The sequence below is a fragment of the Myroides phaeus genome, from assembly GCF_009799805.1.
GTDB lineage: Bacteria > Bacteroidota > Bacteroidia > Flavobacteriales > Flavobacteriaceae > Flavobacterium > Flavobacterium phaeum_A.
Genome location: NZ_CP047050.1, coordinates 362,170 through 383,400, shown reverse-complemented (window position 1 = coordinate 383,400; position 21,231 = coordinate 362,170). Strand labels below are relative to the sequence as shown.

At 35.3% G+C, this 21,231-nt stretch carries 11 protein-coding genes, 2 tRNA genes and 3 rRNA genes; 13 read left to right on the top strand and 3 right to left on the bottom strand.

What is annotated here, in order from left to right; all coding sequences use genetic code 11:
- Positions 1–60: 60 nt before the first annotated feature.
- The 11 genes from xpt (at position 61) to GQS07_RS01720 (ending at position 13,457) form a co-directional block, all read left to right on the top strand.
- Complete coding sequence (gene xpt, locus GQS07_RS01770; protein ID WP_158209374.1) at positions 61–627, top strand: xanthine phosphoribosyltransferase; 567 nt, start codon at positions 61–63, stop codon at positions 625–627.
- A 121-nt stretch (positions 628–748) separates the two neighbouring features.
- The gene (locus GQS07_RS01765; RefSeq protein WP_158209373.1) at positions 749–1,762 is read left to right on the top strand and encodes an LLM class flavin-dependent oxidoreductase; all 1,014 of its coding nucleotides are present in this window, start codon (positions 749–751) and stop codon (positions 1,760–1,762) included.
- Between the two features lie 22 nt (positions 1,763–1,784).
- On the top strand, positions 1,785–2,333 hold the full coding sequence (locus GQS07_RS01760) for a hypothetical protein (RefSeq protein WP_158209372.1): 549 nt from the start codon (positions 1,785–1,787) through the stop codon (positions 2,331–2,333).
- 1,105 nt (positions 2,334–3,438) lie between these two features.
- Positions 3,439–4,956: ribosomal RNA gene (locus GQS07_RS01755) — 16S ribosomal RNA — on the top strand.
- 70 nt (positions 4,957–5,026) lie between these two features.
- Positions 5,027–5,100 (top strand) — tRNA-Ile (locus GQS07_RS01750).
- Positions 5,101–5,188: 88 nt separating this feature from the next.
- A tRNA-Ala gene (locus tag GQS07_RS01745) sits at positions 5,189–5,262 on the top strand.
- Between the two features lie 145 nt (positions 5,263–5,407).
- Positions 5,408–8,296 (top strand): 23S ribosomal RNA (locus GQS07_RS01740).
- A gap of 146 nt (positions 8,297–8,442) precedes the next feature.
- A 5S ribosomal RNA gene (gene rrf, locus GQS07_RS01735) occupies positions 8,443–8,552 on the top strand.
- The 16S, 23S and 5S rRNA genes sit together here with 2 tRNA genes alongside, the layout of an rRNA operon.
- A gap of 159 nt (positions 8,553–8,711) precedes the next feature.
- Complete coding sequence (locus GQS07_RS01730) at positions 8,712–11,942, top strand: AsmA-like C-terminal region-containing protein (protein WP_158209371.1); 3,231 nt, start codon at positions 8,712–8,714, stop codon at positions 11,940–11,942.
- Positions 11,943–12,026: 84 nt separating this feature from the next.
- Positions 12,027–12,617: a peptide deformylase gene (gene def, locus GQS07_RS01725; RefSeq protein ID WP_158209370.1), complete on the top strand. Its 591-nt coding sequence runs from the start codon at positions 12,027–12,029 to the stop codon at positions 12,615–12,617.
- A gap of 45 nt (positions 12,618–12,662) precedes the next feature.
- Positions 12,663–13,457 carry a tetratricopeptide repeat protein gene (locus GQS07_RS01720; protein ID WP_233269297.1) on the top strand — a complete coding sequence of 265 codons (795 nt, stop codon included), beginning with the start codon at positions 12,663–12,665 and terminating at the stop codon, positions 13,455–13,457.
- A 92-nt stretch (positions 13,458–13,549) separates the two neighbouring features.
- Here the strand turns inward: GQS07_RS01720 and GQS07_RS01715 are convergent, their stop codons facing one another.
- The 3 genes from GQS07_RS01715 to GQS07_RS01705 form a co-directional block, all read right to left on the bottom strand.
- Positions 13,550–14,824 carry an MFS transporter gene (locus GQS07_RS01715; RefSeq protein ID WP_158209368.1) on the bottom strand — a complete coding sequence of 425 codons (1,275 nt, stop codon included), beginning with the start codon at positions 14,822–14,824 and terminating at the stop codon, positions 13,550–13,552.
- 244 nt (positions 14,825–15,068) lie between these two features.
- Complete coding sequence (locus GQS07_RS01710; protein WP_158209367.1) at positions 15,069–15,746, bottom strand: response regulator transcription factor; 678 nt, start codon at positions 15,744–15,746, stop codon at positions 15,069–15,071.
- A complete protein-coding gene (locus tag GQS07_RS01705; protein WP_158209366.1) occupies positions 15,739–17,058 on the bottom strand; it encodes a sensor histidine kinase in 1,320 nt (439 codons plus the stop codon). The genes GQS07_RS01710 and GQS07_RS01705 overlap by 8 nt, the downstream gene beginning before the upstream one ends.
- A 125-nt stretch (positions 17,059–17,183) precedes the next feature.
- On the opposite strand from GQS07_RS01705, the gene GQS07_RS01700 reads away from it, so the two are divergent.
- The gene (locus tag GQS07_RS01700) at positions 17,184–19,538 is read left to right on the top strand and encodes an outer membrane beta-barrel family protein (protein WP_158209365.1); all 2,355 of its coding nucleotides are present in this window, start codon (positions 17,184–17,186) and stop codon (positions 19,536–19,538) included.
- Positions 19,539–19,756: 218 nt separating this feature from the next.
- Positions 19,757–21,226 (top strand): SLC13 family permease, encoded by a 1,470-nt coding sequence (locus tag GQS07_RS01695; RefSeq protein ID WP_158209364.1) that lies wholly within the window; start codon positions 19,757–19,759, stop codon positions 21,224–21,226.
- Positions 21,227–21,231 lie beyond the last annotated feature (5 nt).

The window sequence follows — 21,231 nt, the reverse complement described above, 5'->3', positions numbered from 1 at the left end:
GACTAATAAATTTAGTGTATATTGATATGCTAAATCGAAAACATACAACACAACAAAAAAATGGAATTATTACGTCAACGTATTCTTCAAGATGGTAAATGTTTTGAAGGAGGTATTTTAAAAGTAGATAGCTTTATTAATCATCAAATGGACCCTGTTTTGATGAAGTCAATCGGTGTAGAATTTGTCCGTCGTTTTGCTTCGAGTAATGTTAATAAGATTATGACGATTGAAGCAAGTGGTATTGCTCCTGCTATTATGACTGGGTATTTATTGAATCTACCTGTGGTTTTTGCTAAAAAGAAAAAACCAGCGACTATGGAAAATATGTTGCATACACAGATTCATTCTTTTACAAAAGATAGAACTTATGATGTTGTTATCAGTGGAGACTTTTTAAAGCCTGGGGATAATGTTCTTTTTGTAGATGATTTTTTAGCTTATGGTAATGCTGCAATCGGAGTTTTAGATCTAATAGAGCAATCTGGAGCAAATCTTGTAGGAATGGGATTTATAATTGAAAAAGCTTTTCAAGATGGCAGAAAGCTATTAGAGGAGAAGGGAGTGAGAGTAGAATCACTTGCTATTATTGATGATTTGTCTAATTGTACAATTGATATTAGATAGTTATACAAAATCACTTCTTTGATGGAGTGATTTTTTTGTTTAGAATGGTATGTGTACGTTATTCATTTTTTAAAATAAAAATAAGTAACTTGTATTTTGTGTGAAATTATAAATGAATGTTATGGGAGATAAATCTAATAAAATACCTTATTCTTTTTTAGATCTTGCAATTGTAGGAGAGGGAAAAAGTATAACTCAAACTTTACATAGTGTTTTAAGGTTGGCTCAATGTGCTGAGAATTTAAACTATAGTAGATTTTGGATGGCAGAACATCATAATATGGCTAATATAGCTTCTTCTGCTACATCAGTTCTAATAGGATTTGTAGCAAGTGGCACGTCTAAAATAAAGGTGGGGTCAGGTGGAATTATGTTGCCTAATCATTCGTCTTTAGTTATTGCTGAACAATTTGGAACTTTAGATGCATTGTATCCTGGTCGTATTGATTTAGGATTAGGACGTGCTCCTGGAACAGATCAACTTACCGCCAAGGCATTAAGAAGAAATGATGTTCAAATAGCGGATTCATTTCCTAATCAAATTGAGGAGTTGAAGAATTATTTTAGCAATACAGATAAGCAATGTAAAGTTCGTGCTTTTCCAGGTGAGGGGGCTAATGTTCCTTTATGGATATTAGGCTCAAGTACTGAAAGCGCATATTTAGCGGCAGAGCTTGGATTACCTTATGTTTTCGCAAGTCATTTCGCTCCTCATCAACTTCAACAAGCGAGTAGGATTTATAAGAGATATTTTAAGCCATCTTCTCAATTGCAAGAACCTTATTTTGTTGCTTGTGTAAATGCTATTGTTGCAAAAACGTCTGAAAAAGCACAATTCTTAGCTACGTCTTTTTATAAAATGTTTTTAGGGATTATTAGGAATGATAGAAAGCCAATGCAAGAACCTTGTGAAACTATGAGTGGGGTTTGGACTGCTGAAGAAGAAGAGGCAGTATATAATATGACGGCTTGTTCTTTTATAGGAACTCCTGAAGATATAAGCGAGGATGTTCAACGTTTTTGTGACATCTTAGAGGTGGATGAATTAATGATTACATCACCTATCTATGATGAACAAGAAAAAATAATTAGCTTAGAATTATTTTCTGAGGTAATGAAGAAGTGTAGAAAATAAAATTTTTGTTGATAGTATAAATATGAGTTTGTTTACGAGAATAGGAGGATTAATTTTTATTGCCACTTTTTTTTTGAATTGTAGTGATAAAGTAGATGTTAAGGTTGTTGATTTTAATAATGAGTACTCTATAGAGTTACCAAATTATTTAAAAAGAGTTGAAGGTTTGAACTCTGAAGCATCATTACAATATATGAATACTATTAATGGTGTATGTGTAATGGTAATTGAAGAGCCTAAGTCTAATCTAACAAAGTTAATAGCATCATCTGCTTTTAAGGAAAGTTATTCGGATAGTTTAGAAGGATATGCGGATATTTTTTTGAACCAAATTGATAAGAAATTTAGTATAATTGGTAAGCCCATTATTCAAAATTCAACTATAAAAAACAATAAGTTTGTATTTCTTTCTTTTAATGTAAGATTGGTCGAGAATGATATTTATTATGATATTGCTTTAGTTGAGGGTACAGGAAAATATTATCAAGTATATACCTGGGTTCCTGTTAATGGAAAAGTAAAAGAACAAAATTCTATGAGGAAAGTATTGGAGTCATTTGAAGAATTATAAATTATATTTAGAATTTTTTGAAACGATATTATATAATATAAAAACAAAAAAGCCACTTAACACTTGCGTTAAGTGGCTTTTTTGTTTGGCGTTAGTACGGGATCTCTTGCTTGGTTTTGTGATGGTAAGTAGTACAAATAGCTAATAGTATGGTGAGTATTAGTAGTGAAAAAGGTTTTTACGAAGTTCTAATAAGAGCTTTTTTACAAGATTTACACTCTGAATAGCTTGTAAATATTGGGTTTCAGACTGTTTTATAATAGTTTGGTGTGGTGCTTAGTCGTAGATAGCTCGTAGATAAGCCGTAGATGGTTCGCGAAAAAGGCCTTTAGGCGAGGTATCTCCGACTTATCTCTGGTGTATCTCCGAACAATCTTCATTTAAGATAATGTAATTATTTTGAAAATCAGTATGTTATATTAAATATAGAAAAAAGTGGGACAGCGTTTATAGTGCATATGATGTCATTTGATAGCAAATGATATCAAATGATATCAAAATAACCGCTTTATAATACCTGTAGAAGTAATATAGGTAACTTTGTACTATATATAAGGAGAGTAATAAGAATGCATATATATAATGAGGAATAACTTTACTAAAGAAGTCAGAGCTATTTGAACCAATAAAAACAAAAAAGAAAAAAACTTTCAGAGGTAAGAAGCAACATAACAATAGGTTATAAAAAACCTTTCAAAAAATGTGTTTTGAAGTTTGGAAATAGCGAAAAAGATGCTACTTTTGCATCCGCATTACAGCAGACGATCATACACAAATAGTGAAGGAGTAAAGATAGAAAAGTAACGTTATTTCGCTTTGAAAAAAATAAGAAATTAAATTTGGATAAGTAAAAAATAAGGTTGTATCTTTGCAGTCCGCTTCAGTAAATACGGTGGTTTAGCGACAAAAAACAAATTGAAATTTATTTCAAAAAAGTTTTGCTAAATCAAAAAAGTTATTTACTTTTGCACTCGCTTTGAAACACAAGTGAGATTAAAACTAAGAAGACACGTTCATAGACATATTGGATTGACAGCAAAAATTAAGAGAGTAAGGCAGATGTTTACATTTGAATTAACTTGCTAATTAACGAAATTAAAAATATACGATGAAGAGTTTGATCCTGGCTCAGGATGAACGCTAGCGGCAGGCCTAACACATGCAAGTCGAGGGGTATATTGAGCTTGCTTAATAGAGACCGGCGCACGGGTGAGTAACGCGTATGCAACCTACCTTCTACAGGGGAATAGCCCGAAGAAATTCGGATTAATGCTCCATGGTTTAATTGGATGGCATCATTTGATTAATAAAGATTTATCGGTAGAAGATGGGCATGCGTATCATTAGCTAGTTGGTGTGGTAACGGCATACCAAGGCAACGATGATTAGGGGTCCTGAGAGGGAGATCCCCCACACTGGTACTGAGACACGGACCAGACTCCTACGGGAGGCAGCAGTGAGGAATATTGGTCAATGGAGGCAACTCTGAACCAGCCATGCCGCGTGCAGGATGACGGTCCTATGGATTGTAAACTGCTTTTGTACAGGAAGAAACCTCGCTACGTGTAGTGATTTGACGGTACTGTAAGAATAAGGATCGGCTAACTCCGTGCCAGCAGCCGCGGTAATACGGAGGATCCGAGCGTTATCCGGAATTATTGGGTTTAAAGGGTTCGTAGGCGGTTGGATAAGTCAGTGGTGAAATTTCTTAGCTTAACTAAGACCCGGCCATTGATACTGTTTGACTTGAATAGTATGGAAGTAACTAGAATATGTAGTGTAGCGGTGAAATGCTTAGATATTACATGGAATACCAATTGCGAAGGCAGGTTACTACGTACTTATTGACGCTGATGAACGAAAGCGTGGGGAGCGAACAGGATTAGATACCCTGGTAGTCCACGCCGTAAACGATGGATACTAGCTGTTCGGTTTTCGGACTGAGTGGCTAAGCGAAAGTGATAAGTATCCCACCTGGGGAGTACGTTCGCAAGAATGAAACTCAAAGGAATTGACGGGGGCCCGCACAAGCGGTGGAGCATGTGGTTTAATTCGATGATACGCGAGGAACCTTACCAGGGCTTAAATGTAGATTGACAGGTTTGGAAACAGACTTTTCTTCGGACAATTTACAAGGTGCTGCATGGTTGTCGTCAGCTCGTGCCGTGAGGTGTCAGGTTAAGTCCTATAACGAGCGCAACCCCTATTGTTAGTTACCAGCGAGTAATGTCGGGAACTCTAGCAAGACTGCCGGTGCAAACCGTGAGGAAGGTGGGGATGACGTCAAATCATCACGGCCCTTACGTCCTGGGCTACACACGTGCTACAATGGTCAGTACAGAAAGCAGCTACCTGGCGACAGGATGCGAATCTCAAAAGCTGATCACAGTTCGGATTGGAGTCTGCAACTCGACTCCATGAAGCTGGAATCGCTAGTAATCGGATATCAGCCATGATCCGGTGAATACGTTCCCGGGCCTTGTACACACCGCCCGTCAAGCCATGGAAGCTGGGGGTACCTGAAGTCGGTGACCGCAAGGAGCTGCCTAGGGTAAAACTGGTAACTAGGGCTAAGTCGTAACAAGGTAGCCGTACCGGAAGGTGCGGCTGGAACACCTCCTTTCTAGAGAAAAAATTAGTAATTAATACTTTACTCTCGCTGTTAGTTCAAAATACAACACTTAAGTATACAGAGTCTCGTAGCTCAGCTGGTTAGAGTACTACACTGATAATGTAGGGGTCGGCAGTTCGAGTCTGCCCGGGACTACTAATACATTAAGGGTTTAAAAGGAAATTATAGAGGTTGCGTTATCCACAACCCAATGGAAGCAGATAACACAAATATCTATATCTATGGGGGATTAGCTCAGCTGGCTAGAGCGCCTGCCTTGCACGCAGGAGGTCATCGGTTCGACTCCGATATTCTCCACAACGGCATAAGTCAAAGCTGATATACTTATCAGTTATGATTGCCACAACGATCATTGACATATTGAGATACTTAACTAATACAGTTAGAAAAGAATCAAAAATAATAAAATTTATAGAAAGTACGATTCGAAAGAATTGTAAGCACATAAGCAAAATAAGGGCGTATGGGGAATGCCTAGGCTCTCAGAGGCGAAGAAGGACGTGATAAGCTGCGAAAAGCTACGGGGATCGGCACACACGACTTGATCCGTAGATATCCGAATGGGGCAACCCAGTATGTTGAAGACATATTATCCTAATAGGAGGCGAACCTGCTGAACTGAAACATCTAAGTAGGCAGAGGAGAAGAAAACAAAAGTGATTCCGCAAGTAGTGGCGAGCGAACGCGGAATAGCCCAAACCAATGTTGTTACGGCAATATTGGGGTTGTAGGACCACGATATTTCTTGCGGATTTAATTAGAATTACCTGGAAAGGTAAACCAAAGAGGGTGATAGTCCCGTACAAGTAAGAGAAGATAAGAATAGTGGTATCCTGAGTAGGTCGGGGCACGTGAAACCTTGATTGAATCCGGCGGGACCATCCGCCAAGGCTAAATACTCCTGAGAGACCGATAGTGAACCAGTACCGTGAGGGAAAGGTGAAAAGAACCGTGAATAACGGAGTGAAATAGATCCTGAAACCATACGCCTACAAGCGGTCGGAGCCCATTCGTTGGGTGACGGCGTGCCTTTTGCATAATGAGCCTACGAGTTACCGTTGCTGGCAAGGATAAGGACTTCAGGTCTGGATCCGTAGCGAAAGCGAGTCTTAATAGGGCGCTTTAGTCAGTAGTGGTAGACGCGAAACCGTGTGATCTACCCATGGGCAGGTTGAAGTTTAGGTAACACTAAATGGAGGACCGAACCGTTTAACGCTGAAAAGTTTTCGGATGACCTGTGGGTAGGGGTGAAAGGCCAATCAAACTCGGAAATAGCTCGTACTCCCCGAAATGCATTTAGGTGCAGCGATAATCGATAGTTACTTAGAGGTAGAGCTACTGATTGGATGCGGGGGCTTCACCGCCTACCAATTCCTGACAAACTCCGAATGCTAAGTAATGATAATTATCAGTGAGGGCATGGGTGCTAAGGTCCATGTCCGAGAGGGAAAGAACCCAGACCATCAGCTAAGGTCCCCAAATGTATGCTAAGTTGAAAAAACGCGGTTTGATTGCCCAGACAGCTAGGATGTTGGCTTGGAAGCAGCCATTCATTTAAAGAGTGCGTAACAGCTCACTAGTCGAGCGATCGAGCATGGATAATAATCGGGCATAAGTATACTACCGAAGCTATGGATTTACGCTTAATGCGTGAGTGGTAGGGGAGCATTCTAACGGGGTTGAAGGTGATTTGTGAGAATTGCTGGACCTTTTAGAAAAGAAAATGTAGGCATAAGTAACGATAATGCGGGCGAGAAACCCGCACGCCGTAAGACTAAGGTTTCCTCAGCTATGCTAATCAGCTGAGGGTTAGTCGGGACCTAAGGCACACCCGAAGGGGGACGTCGATGGCCAACGGGTTAATATTCCCGTACTACTTATAACAGTGATGGAGTGACACAGTGATGAAAGCACCGCGAACTGACGGAATAGTTCGTTGAAGCACGTACCTATAGGTCTGATAGTAAAATGCGTCGGACTTGGAGAAATGCGATAGTACTCGGAGTCTACGGACGAAGAGATAGTGTGCCTAAGGGCTGTCAAGAAAAGCTTCTAAACTTAGGTTATAAGTACCCGTACCGTAAACCGACACAGGTAGTCGAGGAGAGTATCCTAAGGCGCTCGAGAGATTCATGGCTAAGGAACTAGGCAAAATAGACCTGTAACTTCGGGAGAAAGGTCGCCAGCGCAAGCTGGCCGCAGTGAAAAGGTCCAGGCGACTGTTTATCAAAAACACAGGGCTCTGCAAAATCGTAAGATGAAGTATAGGGCCTGACACCTGCCCGGTGCTGGAAGGTTAAGAGGAGATGTTATCGGTGAGTAATTGTTGAGAAGCATTGAATTGAAGCCCCAGTAAACGGCGGCCGTAACTATAACGGTCCTAAGGTAGCGAAATTCCTTGTCGGGTAAGTTCCGACCTGCACGAATGGTGTAACGATCTGGACACTGTCTCAGCCATGAGCTCGGTGAAATTGTAGTATCGGTGAAGATGCCGATTACCCGCAGTGGGACGAAAAGACCCTGTGCACCTTTACTATAGCTTAGTATTGTTCTTGGATAAGTGATGTGTAGGATAGGTGGGAGACTTTGAAGTGGCGTCGCTAGGCGTTGTGGAGTCATTGTTGAAATACCACCCTTTGCTTATTTGAGATCTAACTTCCGTAAGGAAGGACATTGCTTGGTGGGTAGTTTGACTGGGGTGGTCGCCTCCAAAAGAGTAACGGAGGCTTCTAAAGGTTCCCTCAGCACGCTTGGTAACCGTGCGTAGAGTGCAATGGTATAAGGGAGCTTGACTGAGAGACAAACAAGTCGATCAGGTACGAAAGTAGAGCATAGTGATCCGGTGGTTCCGCATGGAAGGGCCATCGCTCAAAGGATAAAAGGTACGCCGGGGATAACAGGCTGATCTCCCCCAAGAGCTCATATCGACGGGGGGGTTTGGCACCTCGATGTCGGCTCGTCACATCCTGGGGCTGGAGAAGGTCCCAAGGGTTGGGCTGTTCGCCCATTAAAGTGGCACGCGAGCTGGGTTCAGAACGTCGTGAGACAGTTCGGTCTCTATCTACTGTGGGCGTTAGAAATTTGAGTGGATCTGATTCTAGTACGAGAGGACCGATTTGGACCAACCTCTAGTGCATCTGTTGTCTCGCCAGGGGCATCGCAGAGTAGCTACGTTGGGAAGGGATAAGCGCTGAAAGCATATAAGTGCGAAACCCACCACAAGATGAGATTTCTTTAAAGGGTCGTGGAAGATGACCACGTTGATAGGCTATAGATGTAAAGACAGTAATGTCAAAGTCGAGTAGTACTAATAACCCGTAAGCTTATGTGTATCTCTCCCTGATTAAATTCAGGGAGAGGGCAACTTTCTAAGCAATAAATTGGATTACAGATTCAAATCACAATAAAGTACTGTATAGTATAAAGTTAAGTAACTTAATATAAAAATATTAGTTATCCGTAGGGTAACAACCGATTTAAGGTGGTTATTGCAGCGGGGCTCACCTCTTCCCATTTCGAACAGAGAAGTTAAGCCCGCTAGCGCAGATGGTACTGCTAACCAGTGGGAGAGTATGACACCGCCTTTCTTTTGAATCCCCAATCTCTATGAGGTTGGGGATTTTTTTTGCTTTAAACTGAAGTACTAATAGTATTTAGTAATATAGTAGCTATAAATATTTTTTATAGTAGTATTAAGGAGAAGAGAGAAGCATTATTTTTGTACAGTTTGAAAAATATATTTTTATATGAAAAGTGTTTATAAGCGTATTTTAAAGATTTTTGCTATTACTTTAGTAGGTGTATTCGCTTGTGTATTATTACTAATGTATTTAATACCTAAGATTTATAATGACGAAATTCGCAAGGAGGTAGGTGTAGTATTAAGTGATAATATTAAGGGTGATGTTTATTTTGAACAAATAGAGTTGTCTTTTTATAAAAAATTCCCATATTTAACAGCGAACATTAACTCCCCTTCTATAGAGGGAGTAAGTATAGATTCTCTTTTTACGGAGAAATTATTTGCAGCAGAATCAATTAGTTTGGGAGTGAATTTTTTAAATCTTTTTAGAGGTAAGTTGAGTTTTGATAAGATTTATGTAGATGATCCAACTATATTTATATATGTTAATGAAGAAGGATTAGCTAATTACGATATTTTTAAAGTAACTGATGATAAAGATACAAGTGACGATTCTATTGAATTAAAAATTGATCAAATAGAAATTAAGAGTGCTAATATTATATACAATGATTTAGCTAGTAAAGTTAGTTTTGTAGCTCAAGATTTTGACTATACAGGAACAGGAAACATGAGCGATGATATATTTGATATAAAAAGTATTGCCCGTATAAAATCTTTTGACTTTAATTTTGATGGAGTTCATTATGTAAAAGAAAAACCTATTCTTGCGAAATTAGAAACTAAAGTAGATACAAAATCTTTAACTTTTGAATTTAAGAAAAACAATATTCGCATAAAGGAATTACCAGTCGATTTTATTGGAAGTTTTGGTTTTATAGAAAATGGTTATGATATGCTTTTTGATATTAAAACAGAAAAAGCAAGTCTTGAACAGTTGTTTTCTATTGTGCCTCCAGAGTACCAGGGATGGTTAGATAATACGAAGTTTGGGGGAGAAGTAGAAGGTAGATTTAAGCTTATAGGAAAGTATATTGTAAGAGATTCTTTAGCTCCAAATGTAGATTTTGCATTGAAAGTTAAAAACGGTTTGATTCAACATGGTACGATTGATAAACCATTAGAGTCATTTAATTTAGATTTTGAATATCACTTACCTAAGTTAGATATCCAAAAAAGTCAAGTGGCTATTAATGAGTTGTCTTTTTCTATCGATGGAAAACAAAGTGAAATTTCTTTTCATAGTAAAGGATTAGAAACTTTAGAAACGAAAGGGAACATTCATAGTAATGTTGATCTTAGTCTGTTTAGTAAAGCTATCGGTTTATCTGGATTTGAAATGAAAGGTGATTTGAATCTTATAGGTGATTTTGAAGGAGTCTATTCTAAAGGAATAAAAGTAACCAGAACTTTGCGTAAGGTATCGCGTGACACTATTATTACAAGTATTCCGAGCTTTAATTTACAAGGTAGTTTACATAATGGATATTTTAAATTATCACAATTACCAAAAGCTATTGAAAATGTAGATTTAGATTTTGAGAGTAGTTGTTTGAATTCTGATTATAAAAATATTGCTGTAAATCTTTCAAATGTTAGTTTGAAAGCAATGGATAACTATTTTACGGGAAGGGTTTATCTAAAGAATTTGTCAAATTATAATGTGGATGCCGATGTAAAAGGTAATGTTGATTTAGAGACTTTACGTGAGTTTTTGCCAATTACAGATATTGATGTAAAAGGTATCTTGAAAATTGATAGTTCTATAAAAGGTATTTATGAACCGAATAGAAAGCGTTTTCCTATTATAAATAGTGATATTAAGTTAGAAAATGGTTTCGTAAGATTAGCAAATTTGCCCGAGTTGCCAATTGAAGATATACAAGTTAATACTCATTTAAAGAGCAAACGCGGATCTTTAAGTGATTTATCAATAAAGCTATTACCAATTAATTTTAAACTTGCAGGAGAGCCATTTCACTTATCAGCCAGTTTACACAACTTAGATGATTTAAATTATAATATTAAATCTAAAGGTGATCTTAATATTGGTAATATTTATAAAGTATTTAAAATTGCAGGATTAGATGTAAGAGGAAAAGTATTGACTGATTTGACTTTAAATGGTTCTCAAAGTGATGCTTTAAAAGGTAATTTTGAAAAACTTAAGAATAGTGGTCAGTTTACAGTTCGTAATGTTAGTATAAGCTCAGAGATGTTTCCAAAGCCTTTAGTAATTAATCAGGGAGTGTTTAGGTTCTTTCAAGAGCAAATGCAATTTGAAAAGTTTGAAGCAAGATATGGTAGTTCAAAGTTTAGAATGAATGGCTATTTGACTAATGTTATTAATTATGTTGTAAAGGGAGATACATTAAAAGGGATATTTGATTTGGAATCACCTTATATGGATGTAGATGAGTTTATGATGTTTAGCAACAATAAAACAAATCAATATAATGCAAGTTCTACTGGAACAGGTGTTGTTCAAGTGCCAAATAATATAAACCTTACGTTTAACGCTAATGCAAATAAGGTAAAGTATTCAGAGTATAATCTTGAATCGCTTTTAGGTAAGCTAATAGTTAACAGTGGAGCTATTACTTTAGAGGATACTAAGTTTAATTTGATAGGTACAAAAGTATCGATGAATGGTAACTATAAGCCTACTGGATATAGAAGTGCTTTGTTTGATTACCAAATAAGTGCTTCTGAGTTTGATATTCAACGTGCTTATCATGAAATTACTCTTTTTAGAGAAATGGTAAGTATGGCTAAGGATGCTTATGGAAATGTTTCTTTGGACTATAAGTTGAAAGGGGAGTTAGATAAAAATATGTTTCCTATAATGAAATCTTTAGAGGGAGCAGGTGTATTGTCTATTGAAGATATCAGCTTTAAAGGATTTAAGCTTTTAGGAGCAATTGCTAATAAAACAGATGCTAAATCATTAGAGAATGGTACTCTTTCAAAAGTCGATATCAAGTCAAGTATAAAAGACAATGTAATGACTATTGAAAGAACCAAGATGAAAATGGCTGGTTTTAGACCAAGGTTTGAAGGACAAGTCAGTTTAGATGGTGATTTGAATATTGGCTTTCGCTTAGGTTTACCTCCTATGGGGTTAATAGGTATTCCAATGAGGATTACTGGTAATGCTGAAGATTTTGATATTAAATTAGGCCGTTATAAGGCAAGTGAGGTATTAGGGCAAGAAAGTAATGAAGAAGAGGAAGAAGAGGGATATGAGATTAAATCAGTAAATGATCCTCTACCTGAAATACCTGAAGAACAAAATGAAAATAAGACGGTAGAAATACCACAAAATGCTGCATAAATTAAAGCTCGAATTTTTATTCGAGCTTTTTTTATATCTATGCGTGATATATTTCCTAATTTTGTTTTCTCAAAAGAATAGGCTATGCAAAATAGAACAAAACTTAATGAATCAGAATTACAGATTATAAACTTTGGAGTGATTGAAGAACCAATGCGTGTACTTCAAACAACAGATGAGTCGGACTTAAAAGTTCTACGAATGACGTGTGAGGAACTTATTCCAGAAGATGAAAATTTGAAACTATTAATTTCACGAATGTATCAAACGGTACGCGATGAGAATAAACCAGGTGTTGGTATCGCAGCTCCTCAAGTTGGAATTGCAAGACGCTTATTTATAGCACAACGAATGGATAAAAAAGACAACCCTTTTGAATTTTTTATTAACCCTGAGATTGTTTGGTTTTCGAATATAAAAAGAAGAGGCGAAGAAGGATGTTTATCTATTCCTGATGCATATGGAGATGTACATAGAAGTTTAGCTATTCAAATAACATATTACGATATGAGTGGTACTCATTTTCAAGAGGTAGTAGAAGGTTTTACAGCTGTGATAATGCAACACGAAATGGATCATTTGAATGGAGTGTTATTTACTGATCGCATGGAAGAGCAAGCTGAAATAGAATATTATAATGCTTCTCCAACAGGAGAAATTGTTTATCCTCGTTAAATGCTAAGTTTGAATAAGTGGAATAGGCATATATTCGTTTTTTTAGTGATACTTACAAGCTACCAGCTATTTGCTCAAAAAGTAAAAAAAGAATATAACTTTTCATTAGTTAAACTTGAGTGTCCAACAGATAATAATAAGCTAATTGATTATTATAAGTCAGGATTTGAAGCATTGAATTATCAATGGCTTGCGAATACAGCTGGTAAGATATTTTTTAATATTATACAAGAAGACAAAAGTTTATGTGATGCTTATTTTTATACAGGGATATCTTTAACGAAACAAGATAAGCATCAAGCTGCGTTGAATTATTATTACTATGCGGATAGTCTTGCTACCAATAGTAACGCTGATTTTAAACAAGCATTAGCTGAAGCAGCAGTAAGAGTTGGTAATGTTGGATTAGCTCGTAAGAAATATGAAGAGCTAATTAAAGATTTTCCTAATGATCCAGATGCTTATTATGGAATGGGATTAACTGCTACGAGTATTGGTGATGTCAAAAATGGGTTGAGCAATCTTTTAATTGCAGAGGAAAAGTATTTGTTGGAAGGTACTTGGGATACCATAAGAAAAAGTGAGGTTTTTTTAATGCGTGGAATTCTTTTTACTATGGACAAGCAGTATCAAGAGGCAATTAATGCATTTGATCATTGTAGTGAAGTGTTTAATGATCTTGATGATTTTAATGCGAACTACGCATTAGCAAGTTATAAGCTATATCAGGAGTCACAAGATGAAAAGTGGAAAGAAGTAAGTAAGACTGCATTTGAACGTATAAAAGCTAAAGACAAACTTCGTAAAAGCTATTTAGAGATGTTTGATTACACAGATTAAAAATAGGATGATAAAAAAAGCCTGCTGATCTTTTTAAGATTAGCAGGCTTTTTTATAGTATAATTATTAAAGCAGTTTGCTTTAAGCTTAACTTATTCTATTGTTTTTTTAACTGCACTACCAGTTTCTTTTAAAGTGAAAACTAATACAGTTGCAATAGCAATACTTCCTACCCAGAATAATACAATATTGTTTTGAGCAGATTGGTATAAATCTATATTTTTCAAGCTCTCACCAAAAAGGTAAATAAAGATAGGGCCAATTAATGTACTTACACCAAATGTAATAAAGTTCATTGCACCAGTAGCACTTCCCTTCACATTGTCAGGATTAGCTTCTTTAATAACTGAGTAAGTAATCATAGTTCCCCCAGAGAAGAATCCGAAGACGAACATTAGTACACTTGGATTTAGTAGGTTTGGAGCGAAGATTAATTGTAATAAACATATAATCATTGCTATACAAGATACAAGAAGAACGGGTTTTCTACGACCTAATTTATCTGTTACAACACCTAAAATCGGACTACCAAATACCCATCCTAAAGCTGCCATTGAACTTACAACTACAGCTTGTTCATACTCAATTCCTGCTAAGTTGAAATATTTAACTCCCCATATCATTACAAAAATTGTTGTCGGAGCAAACAATAACCCTGATATTAAACCACAAATCCAAGATTGTGCATTTCCAAAAACTATTTTGAAAGGTGCGAAAATACTAACTCTTGGTTTTCTTTCTGATTTATCAATTGCTCTTCTTTCTTTTATTCTTGTAGGTAACGGAACAACAAACCAAAGAATGATTGCAGTTACTAACAAGATGATTGAAATTACTATCCAAAAGTTAGAATAAATTTCTGCTGAATAATCATAATTTTTAAAAAGAGAACCCATTGAATGTATTCCTACATATCCACCGAACATACCAATACATTGAGTAATACCAATTGCTGTTGCTAAATGTTTTGCAGGGAATGCTTTTGTTGCTAAATAAACACAACCAGGAAATGCAAAAGCACAACCAATTCCTTGTAAAAGGCGTCCTATGTTTCCAGCTACAAAGCTTGAAGTTAAGAAAAGAGCAGAACCTAAAACCAATAAAACTACTCCAGTCGTAATTGAATATTTAGCTCCAAGTTTGTCTAAAGCTACCCCAGCTACAAGAGCAAAAAGAGCATAAGTATAATAAAATCTACCAGTCATTAAACCAATAGCTGTTTGGTCGGTTTGAAAATTGTTCTCTAAAAGAACAGTCATTACTGAAGGTACTGATCGTACAACATAACTACAGAAGTAGAATATTAGACAAAAGAACCAGGCGACTAAAAAAGCTTTTACTTTGTTGTCTAATTTTGAATTTTGCATAAGCTAATTTTTTAATTAAAATTTAAAATGTGTTTATGCAAAGTTACGAGTAATATAAATATTTAGTTAACAAGTCAATCTAAAATACGAATAAATAAGTGAAATATAATTTTTTATGTGAAGTCTTCAAAACCTTTGAACTCACTTTGATTTTTTTTATATGTACAAGAGTGGAAATAGCAGTGAACAATGAAATCTCAATTCACAGAATACTTGTTTTATAGATATGTATTGAGGCATTTGATTATTTAATCGCAAGGTTTGTTTCAAAACCTACACCGCGTAGGCTCGTGATTTGTACATTGTCATCGTAACTTAAGTATTTTCTCAAGCGTGTTACAAACACATCCATACTCCTTCCATTAAAGTAATCAGCAGAGGGCCATAATTGTGTCAAAATAACATCTCTTGGAAGGACTTTTTTGTTGTATTGAATAAATAGCAACAGCAAGTCTTTCTCACGTTCTGTTAATCGGAATGTTTCTTTTGAATGAACTAATTTAAGCTGCATAGGATAAAAAGTATAAGCACCTAAATAGTATTTATCATCTATTGAGACTGGATTTCGTTTTATAATATTTTCAATGCGCAACTTTAATTCTTCAGGATCACACGTTTTAGAAATATAATCTTCTGCGCCAAGCTTCAATCCCATTAATCGATCAATATTTTGATTTTTAGCCGTCAGAAATAGAAAAGGGATGTGAGGATACTTTAGTCTTATGTCTTTTGACAAGTTAAAACCATCTTGTATAGGCAACATAATATCTAAGATAGCAAGGCTATATTTATCTTGTTCTAATGTTTTAAAAACATCTGTAGGGGTAGTTAACCATAAGATTGAGAAACCACAAATCTCTAAATACTGCTTTATTACAGTTCCATAATCTAAATCATCTTCTACTAAAAGTATCTTATGCATGAGGCAATGTTATTTTAAATGTAGTTCCTTTATTGACTTTACTTTCTAAGATAATGCTCCCTTTATAGAGATTGACTACCTGTTGAACTTGATGCAGTCCTATTCCAAGACCTTTTGTCGTGTGAATATTATCTTGCATAATACGATAGAATTTCTTGAAAATAAGTTGTTTCTGATTCGAGTGGATACCAATTCCATTATCTTTTATCGTAAGCACAAGCTTTTTATTCTTTTGGATAAGTTGACAAGTTATTTCCGTTCCACCATATTTTACAGCATTTTCAATGAGGTTTAGTAAGATTGTTTCAATAGGTGTTTTAGGGAAAAGGAGTGTCAAATCTGCAGACCATTCTTTATGAAAGACAACTGAAGGAAATTGGTCTTGTAGATCGGCAAACATATTGTAAAAGTCTTCCTTAGTATATGAAACAGTATCTTCTGTAATATTTGTAGATAGCGTATTTTGTAACCTTTCTAAACGGTCTATCTGTCTTTTTAATAATTCAATGGTAGGGGATTGATATTCTTTTGAAAGGTTATTACAGCCGTATTTCAATGTAGCAATAGGTAGTTTAAATTCATGAGATACATTATCCACCATATTGTGTAGATTAATTACCTCTTGTTCTTTTTGTTTAATTGTTTTATAAGTGATGTAATACAACAATAAGATAAACAAACAGATTAAAACTGATACTAACAAAAGAGGTACTAATGAAAGTAGTACAATGCTGTTTATGTTTAGAATATCAGTATATTTTTCTTGAAATATTGTAAAATGATGTTGATACTCTTCCTCTTTTTCCCTCTGATATGTTTGTAAACTACTTTCTTTTACTTCCCATTTAGAGCTGTTAATTCGGTAAGAAGTAGAAATGTTTTTATCGGTTTTTAGTACTGTAAATGGTTCAGTCAATAATTCCTTTTGATCCTTGTTTGAATAAACACGTTTTACTACATGGCGTACTGCTACTTCATAGTTGTCTTTTTCAAAAAGACTATCAATATGGTGACTCAACAAATCATTGCTCTGTTTCATAAAGTCTTTTTTATCCTCTTTAATTTCATCAACAGTCTTCTTACCGTGTATAAAATCCAATATAGAAGCATAGAGCCCATTCTCTTGTTTTAGTTCCAAGGATTTAAAAGAATCAGAATCTTCATAATTATCTATGACATTGTAAACATAAGAGATAACTTCTTTCGTCTTTAGCTGATAAGCATTATAGAAATAATAAGCCATTACTCCAAGAAGTAAGAGATATAAAGCACTAAATGCTGTTAGATAGTATTTTGGTTTGGGATTTTTCATTTAAACAAAAGTAGGATAAATAGTATAGATGTTTTTGATAATCGGAGCATTAACCGTTCGTTAACCGTCTATTAACCCGGATATTTTAGAAAGTGAACGACTTTTGAATCAAAATAGTAATAAGTATGGTACGATTTATAATAGTTTGGTTTTGTTTATTAGTGGGACTAATAATGCAAGCGCAAGTAGTAAAAGGAATAGTAGCAAACAAACAAGGGGAGATGCTCGCGTTTGTTACAATTATTGTTCAAGATAAAGATGGAAAGAATAGCAATTCTTTTTTTACAAATGAACAAGGAGAATTTCAGTTAACTACTGAACAAGATACTCAGGTTACATTCCAATATATCGGATATAAAGAAAGAGTAATACCAATCCATTCGCTTGAATTAAAGCATGTGATTTTAGAAGAGGATAACACAGTTTTAAATGAAGTTACCGTTATTTCAAAACGACCTACGATAAAAAGAGAGATAGATAGACTTGTGTTTCGGGTTCAAGACACGCCATTGACTTCTACCAATGCGTGGGATATTTTAAAACAAACACCAGGGGTAAGTGTTCTTGGTGACAACATCTCTATTCGCAACAGTTCAAGTATTTTGGTTACTATTAATGACAAGAAGGTAATGTTAAGTGGCGAACAGTTAAAACAGTTGTTGGAATCTACGGAAGGTACTTTAGTAGAATCAGTGGAAGTAATTACTACACCACCTGCTAAGTATGAAGCCGAAGGGAATGCTGTACTGAATATTAAAATGAAAAAGAATGTAAACCTGGGTTATAAAGGAAGTCTTTCAGAACAATTTAGACAAGGACAATATGCTTATAATACAGTAAGTACCAACCATATTTACGCAGATGAAAAAGTGAATTTTACTGCAAATTATGCTTTTAGTAATGGAAATATTGTACGTAACAATTGGGACAATGTTATTTATGAAGATGGAACAACGTGGTCAAGTGATATGACACGTAAGAATAAGATTGATGGGAGACATAGTTTTAATATCGAAACAGACGTTGCTATTGATAGCACATTCACATTTACAGTAGGGGGTACTGGCTATATCAATTCAAAAACGAAAGGCGTATTTGTAATACCAACATTGATTTATAATTTAGAGCATATAGTAGAATCGAACTATGTGACTACAAATGACAAAAAGTCTAACATGGATAGCTATACGGGGTATTTTATGTTTGACAAGAAGTGGAAGGCAAATCGAAAGTTGCTTTGGTCTAATTATTTCACGTATGACAACCAAGTAGAGAATCAGTTTGTTTTTACGGAGTTAAATTTTAAAGATCAAGAGGCAAGTGAAAGTACTTATTTGAGTGATGATAATTCTCGTACAAGATTAGTAGTTTCTGCTTTAGACTATACTTCAGGAGAAGCAACGTCAAAATGGGAATTGGGTGCTAAGTACAGTTTTATACAAGCACAATATCAATTAGAATTTTGGGATGATGAACTGGGAAGTTTACAATATAGAGCTAAGAAGAGTAACTTATTTGAATATCAAGAGTTAAATTGGGCAGGATATGCTTCTTACCAAAAGCAATGGGAAAAGTGGCAATTCAAAGCTGGTCTTAGAGCTGAGTACACAGGAATTCAAACTCAAAATAGAGAAGAAGAAAGCAACAAACAGAGCTATCTCAAATGGTTTCCTACTGTATATCTGATGTATGAGATAAATGATTTACAGAAATTAGGGTTCTCTTACGGTAAGCGAATAAACAGACCAAGTTATTCTTGGATGAATCCTGCAAAGAGTTATTTCAATATGTTTTCTTATTTTCAAGGAGACCCGAATTTAAAACCTGCCTTAAGTCATAATTTTAACTTAACCTATAACTGGAACCACCTTGACGTGGAAGTGTTTTTCAATTATGAGAAAAACCCTTCTATGGAAATATCTTTTCAGGAGGAACAAACAAAGTATTTAATTTATCATTATACCAATATAAACAAGAGAAGAATGGCAGGTTTGCAATTGTCTCATCCGTTTAAATTTACAGAGTGGTGGACCGGAAGTGTCTATTTGCATTTTCAGCAGCAAGAGGATTATTTCTATGGAATTGATCAAATACTTCATGAAAACAGCGCTTTTACATTTGGAAGTAGAGTTTATTCAATCTTTGATATAGATAAAAAGAGCAATTGGAAGGCAATGATTACGTATGGTTTTTATACGCCAAGTGTGCAAGGTACTTTTAGAGTAAGTGGAATGCAGCAAACAAATGTGATGGTGTCACGAGATTTTTTCAAAGGGAAAATAGCGACAAGTTTGACCTTTAATAATATTTTTAAGAGTGATATACAGACAATCAAAACAAAGTATGCAAATCAAAACAATTATTTTAGAGATTATTCAGACACACAAGCTGTCGTAATTGGACTAAGATATAATTTCGGAAATAGCAAAGTTAAGTATGATTCTAAGGATATAGACATTGAAGAAAAGCAAAGATTGTAAGAATACAATGTAGCTTGTGTAAATGGTTTTATTGAAGAAGGAGTAAAATGTAACAGTTTAATAATAGGCGAAATAGAAAAAATAATTAAATTAATTGTTTGATTATAAGTGAACTAAAGGAGTGTTGTAAATAGCATTCCTTTATTTGTGGTGAATGTCGTATTTTTGGTGGCTTTATGACTTTATATGTTGTAATTTTAACAGTTAAATATTAGAATATGGAATTTGATTATTTTGATAAGATTCGAAAGATTAGAACGGGAATTCGCTTTTATAGTGAGTTGTTAATCGAGGCTTCTTGGAATATGTGGAATATCAAAACGAGAGTAGGAATTTTCTTTTTTTCGTTAGTTGCAGCATTTGCAGGTACTTATTTTTTAGCACCCGAAGCCTTTTCTGAAGCTCAAAGTTATACGCTGTTTATCTTAATTTTTTCTATTTTATTATGGGCTACTGAAGCTATTCCTCCTTTTGCAGTAGGGATAATGATTATTGGGTTCTTAGTCTATACAATGGGGAATATGGAAGGGGCTACCTTATCTCCTCAAGAGATTTCCGCCACCTGGTCTGACAGTGTTATTTGGATATTCTTAGGAGGTTTTTTCTTGAGTGAAGGAATGCGAAAAACCAACCTCGACTTATCATTATTTAAAAAGACACTTTCAATATTTGGTTCAAATCCTAATACCTTAGTTTTAGGTATTATCATTGTAACTTCAGTTCTATCTCTTATTATATCAAATACAGCTACTGCCGCAATGGTATTAGCATCAGTGATGCCATTGATTGATAGAGAAGGGAAAGACTCAATGATGTCTAAAGCTATTTTAATCAGTATTCCAGCTGCAGCTACATTTGCAGGGATGATGAGTATGGTATCTACACCACCTAACTTAATTGTAGTAAACGTATTGAAATCAAAAGGATACTCTGTTAGTTTTATGCAATGGTTCTTTTTAGGTTTTGTACCGGCAACTATCTTGTTAGTTGGTTTCTGGTTAGCAGTGGTAAAGAAATATACTTCTAAAGTAAAAGGATTAGACGTATCATTTGCCAATAAGGCATTAGACCTAACTAATAGTATGCGTTTACAGAGACTAACTGTAATTGTTATATTAATTATTACAGTAGGAATGTGGATGTTTGGAAGTACATTACATATCCCAACTGCCGGTGCGGCAATGGTTCCTATTATGTTTTTACCGATGATGGGAATTATTACAGCTGAAGACGTTAGAAAATTACCTTGGGATACGCTGATGTTAGTAGCGGGTGGTTTAGCCTTAGGTATGGCAATTAAAGAGCTATTAGCTCCGTATTACTCTCAATTCTTAGCAGATATGGAGTTTAATATGATTGCAATGATGATCATTTTTGCTGTTGTTACTGTGTTATTTTCAAATATTATGAGTAGTACAGCTACAGCAACAATTGTAATTAACGTAGCTGCTATTGTATTGCCTCCTGAACAATTATTACCTGTAGGTTTGGTTGTGGGGCTTTGTGCTTCTTGTGGTCTATTCTTACCTGTTTCTACACCTCCCAATGCTATTGTATTTGGTACAGGATTATTAAAACAAAAAGACTTTAGACTTGGAGGAATTTTTGGAGCTGTAATCGGTACTACGATTATTATTTTATGGGTATTGTTATTACAACATTTTACAACATTCTTTGATTATTTGTAATCAGT

Coding starts and splice junctions, on each gene's coding strand:
- xpt (WP_158209374.1), top strand. CDS start 61: ATGGAATTATTACGTCAACGTATTCTTCAAGATGGTAAATGTTTTGAA.
- GQS07_RS01765 (WP_158209373.1), top strand. CDS start 749: ATGGGAGATAAATCTAATAAAATACCTTATTCTTTTTTAGATCTTGCA.
- GQS07_RS01760 (WP_158209372.1), top strand. CDS start 1,785: ATGAGTTTGTTTACGAGAATAGGAGGATTAATTTTTATTGCCACTTTT.
- GQS07_RS01730 (WP_158209371.1), top strand. CDS start 8,712: ATGAAAAGTGTTTATAAGCGTATTTTAAAGATTTTTGCTATTACTTTA.
- def (WP_158209370.1), top strand. CDS start 12,027: ATGCAAAATAGAACAAAACTTAATGAATCAGAATTACAGATTATAAAC.
- GQS07_RS01715 (WP_158209368.1), bottom strand. CDS start 14,824: ATGCAAAATTCAAAATTAGACAACAAAGTAAAAGCTTTTTTAGTCGCC.
- GQS07_RS01710 (WP_158209367.1), bottom strand. CDS start 15,746: ATGCATAAGATACTTTTAGTAGAAGATGATTTAGATTATGGAACTGTA.
- GQS07_RS01705 (WP_158209366.1), bottom strand. CDS start 17,058: ATGAAAAATCCCAAACCAAAATACTATCTAACAGCATTTAGTGCTTTA.
- GQS07_RS01700 (WP_158209365.1), top strand. CDS start 17,184: ATGGTACGATTTATAATAGTTTGGTTTTGTTTATTAGTGGGACTAATA.
- GQS07_RS01695 (WP_158209364.1), top strand. CDS start 19,757: ATGGAATTTGATTATTTTGATAAGATTCGAAAGATTAGAACGGGAATT.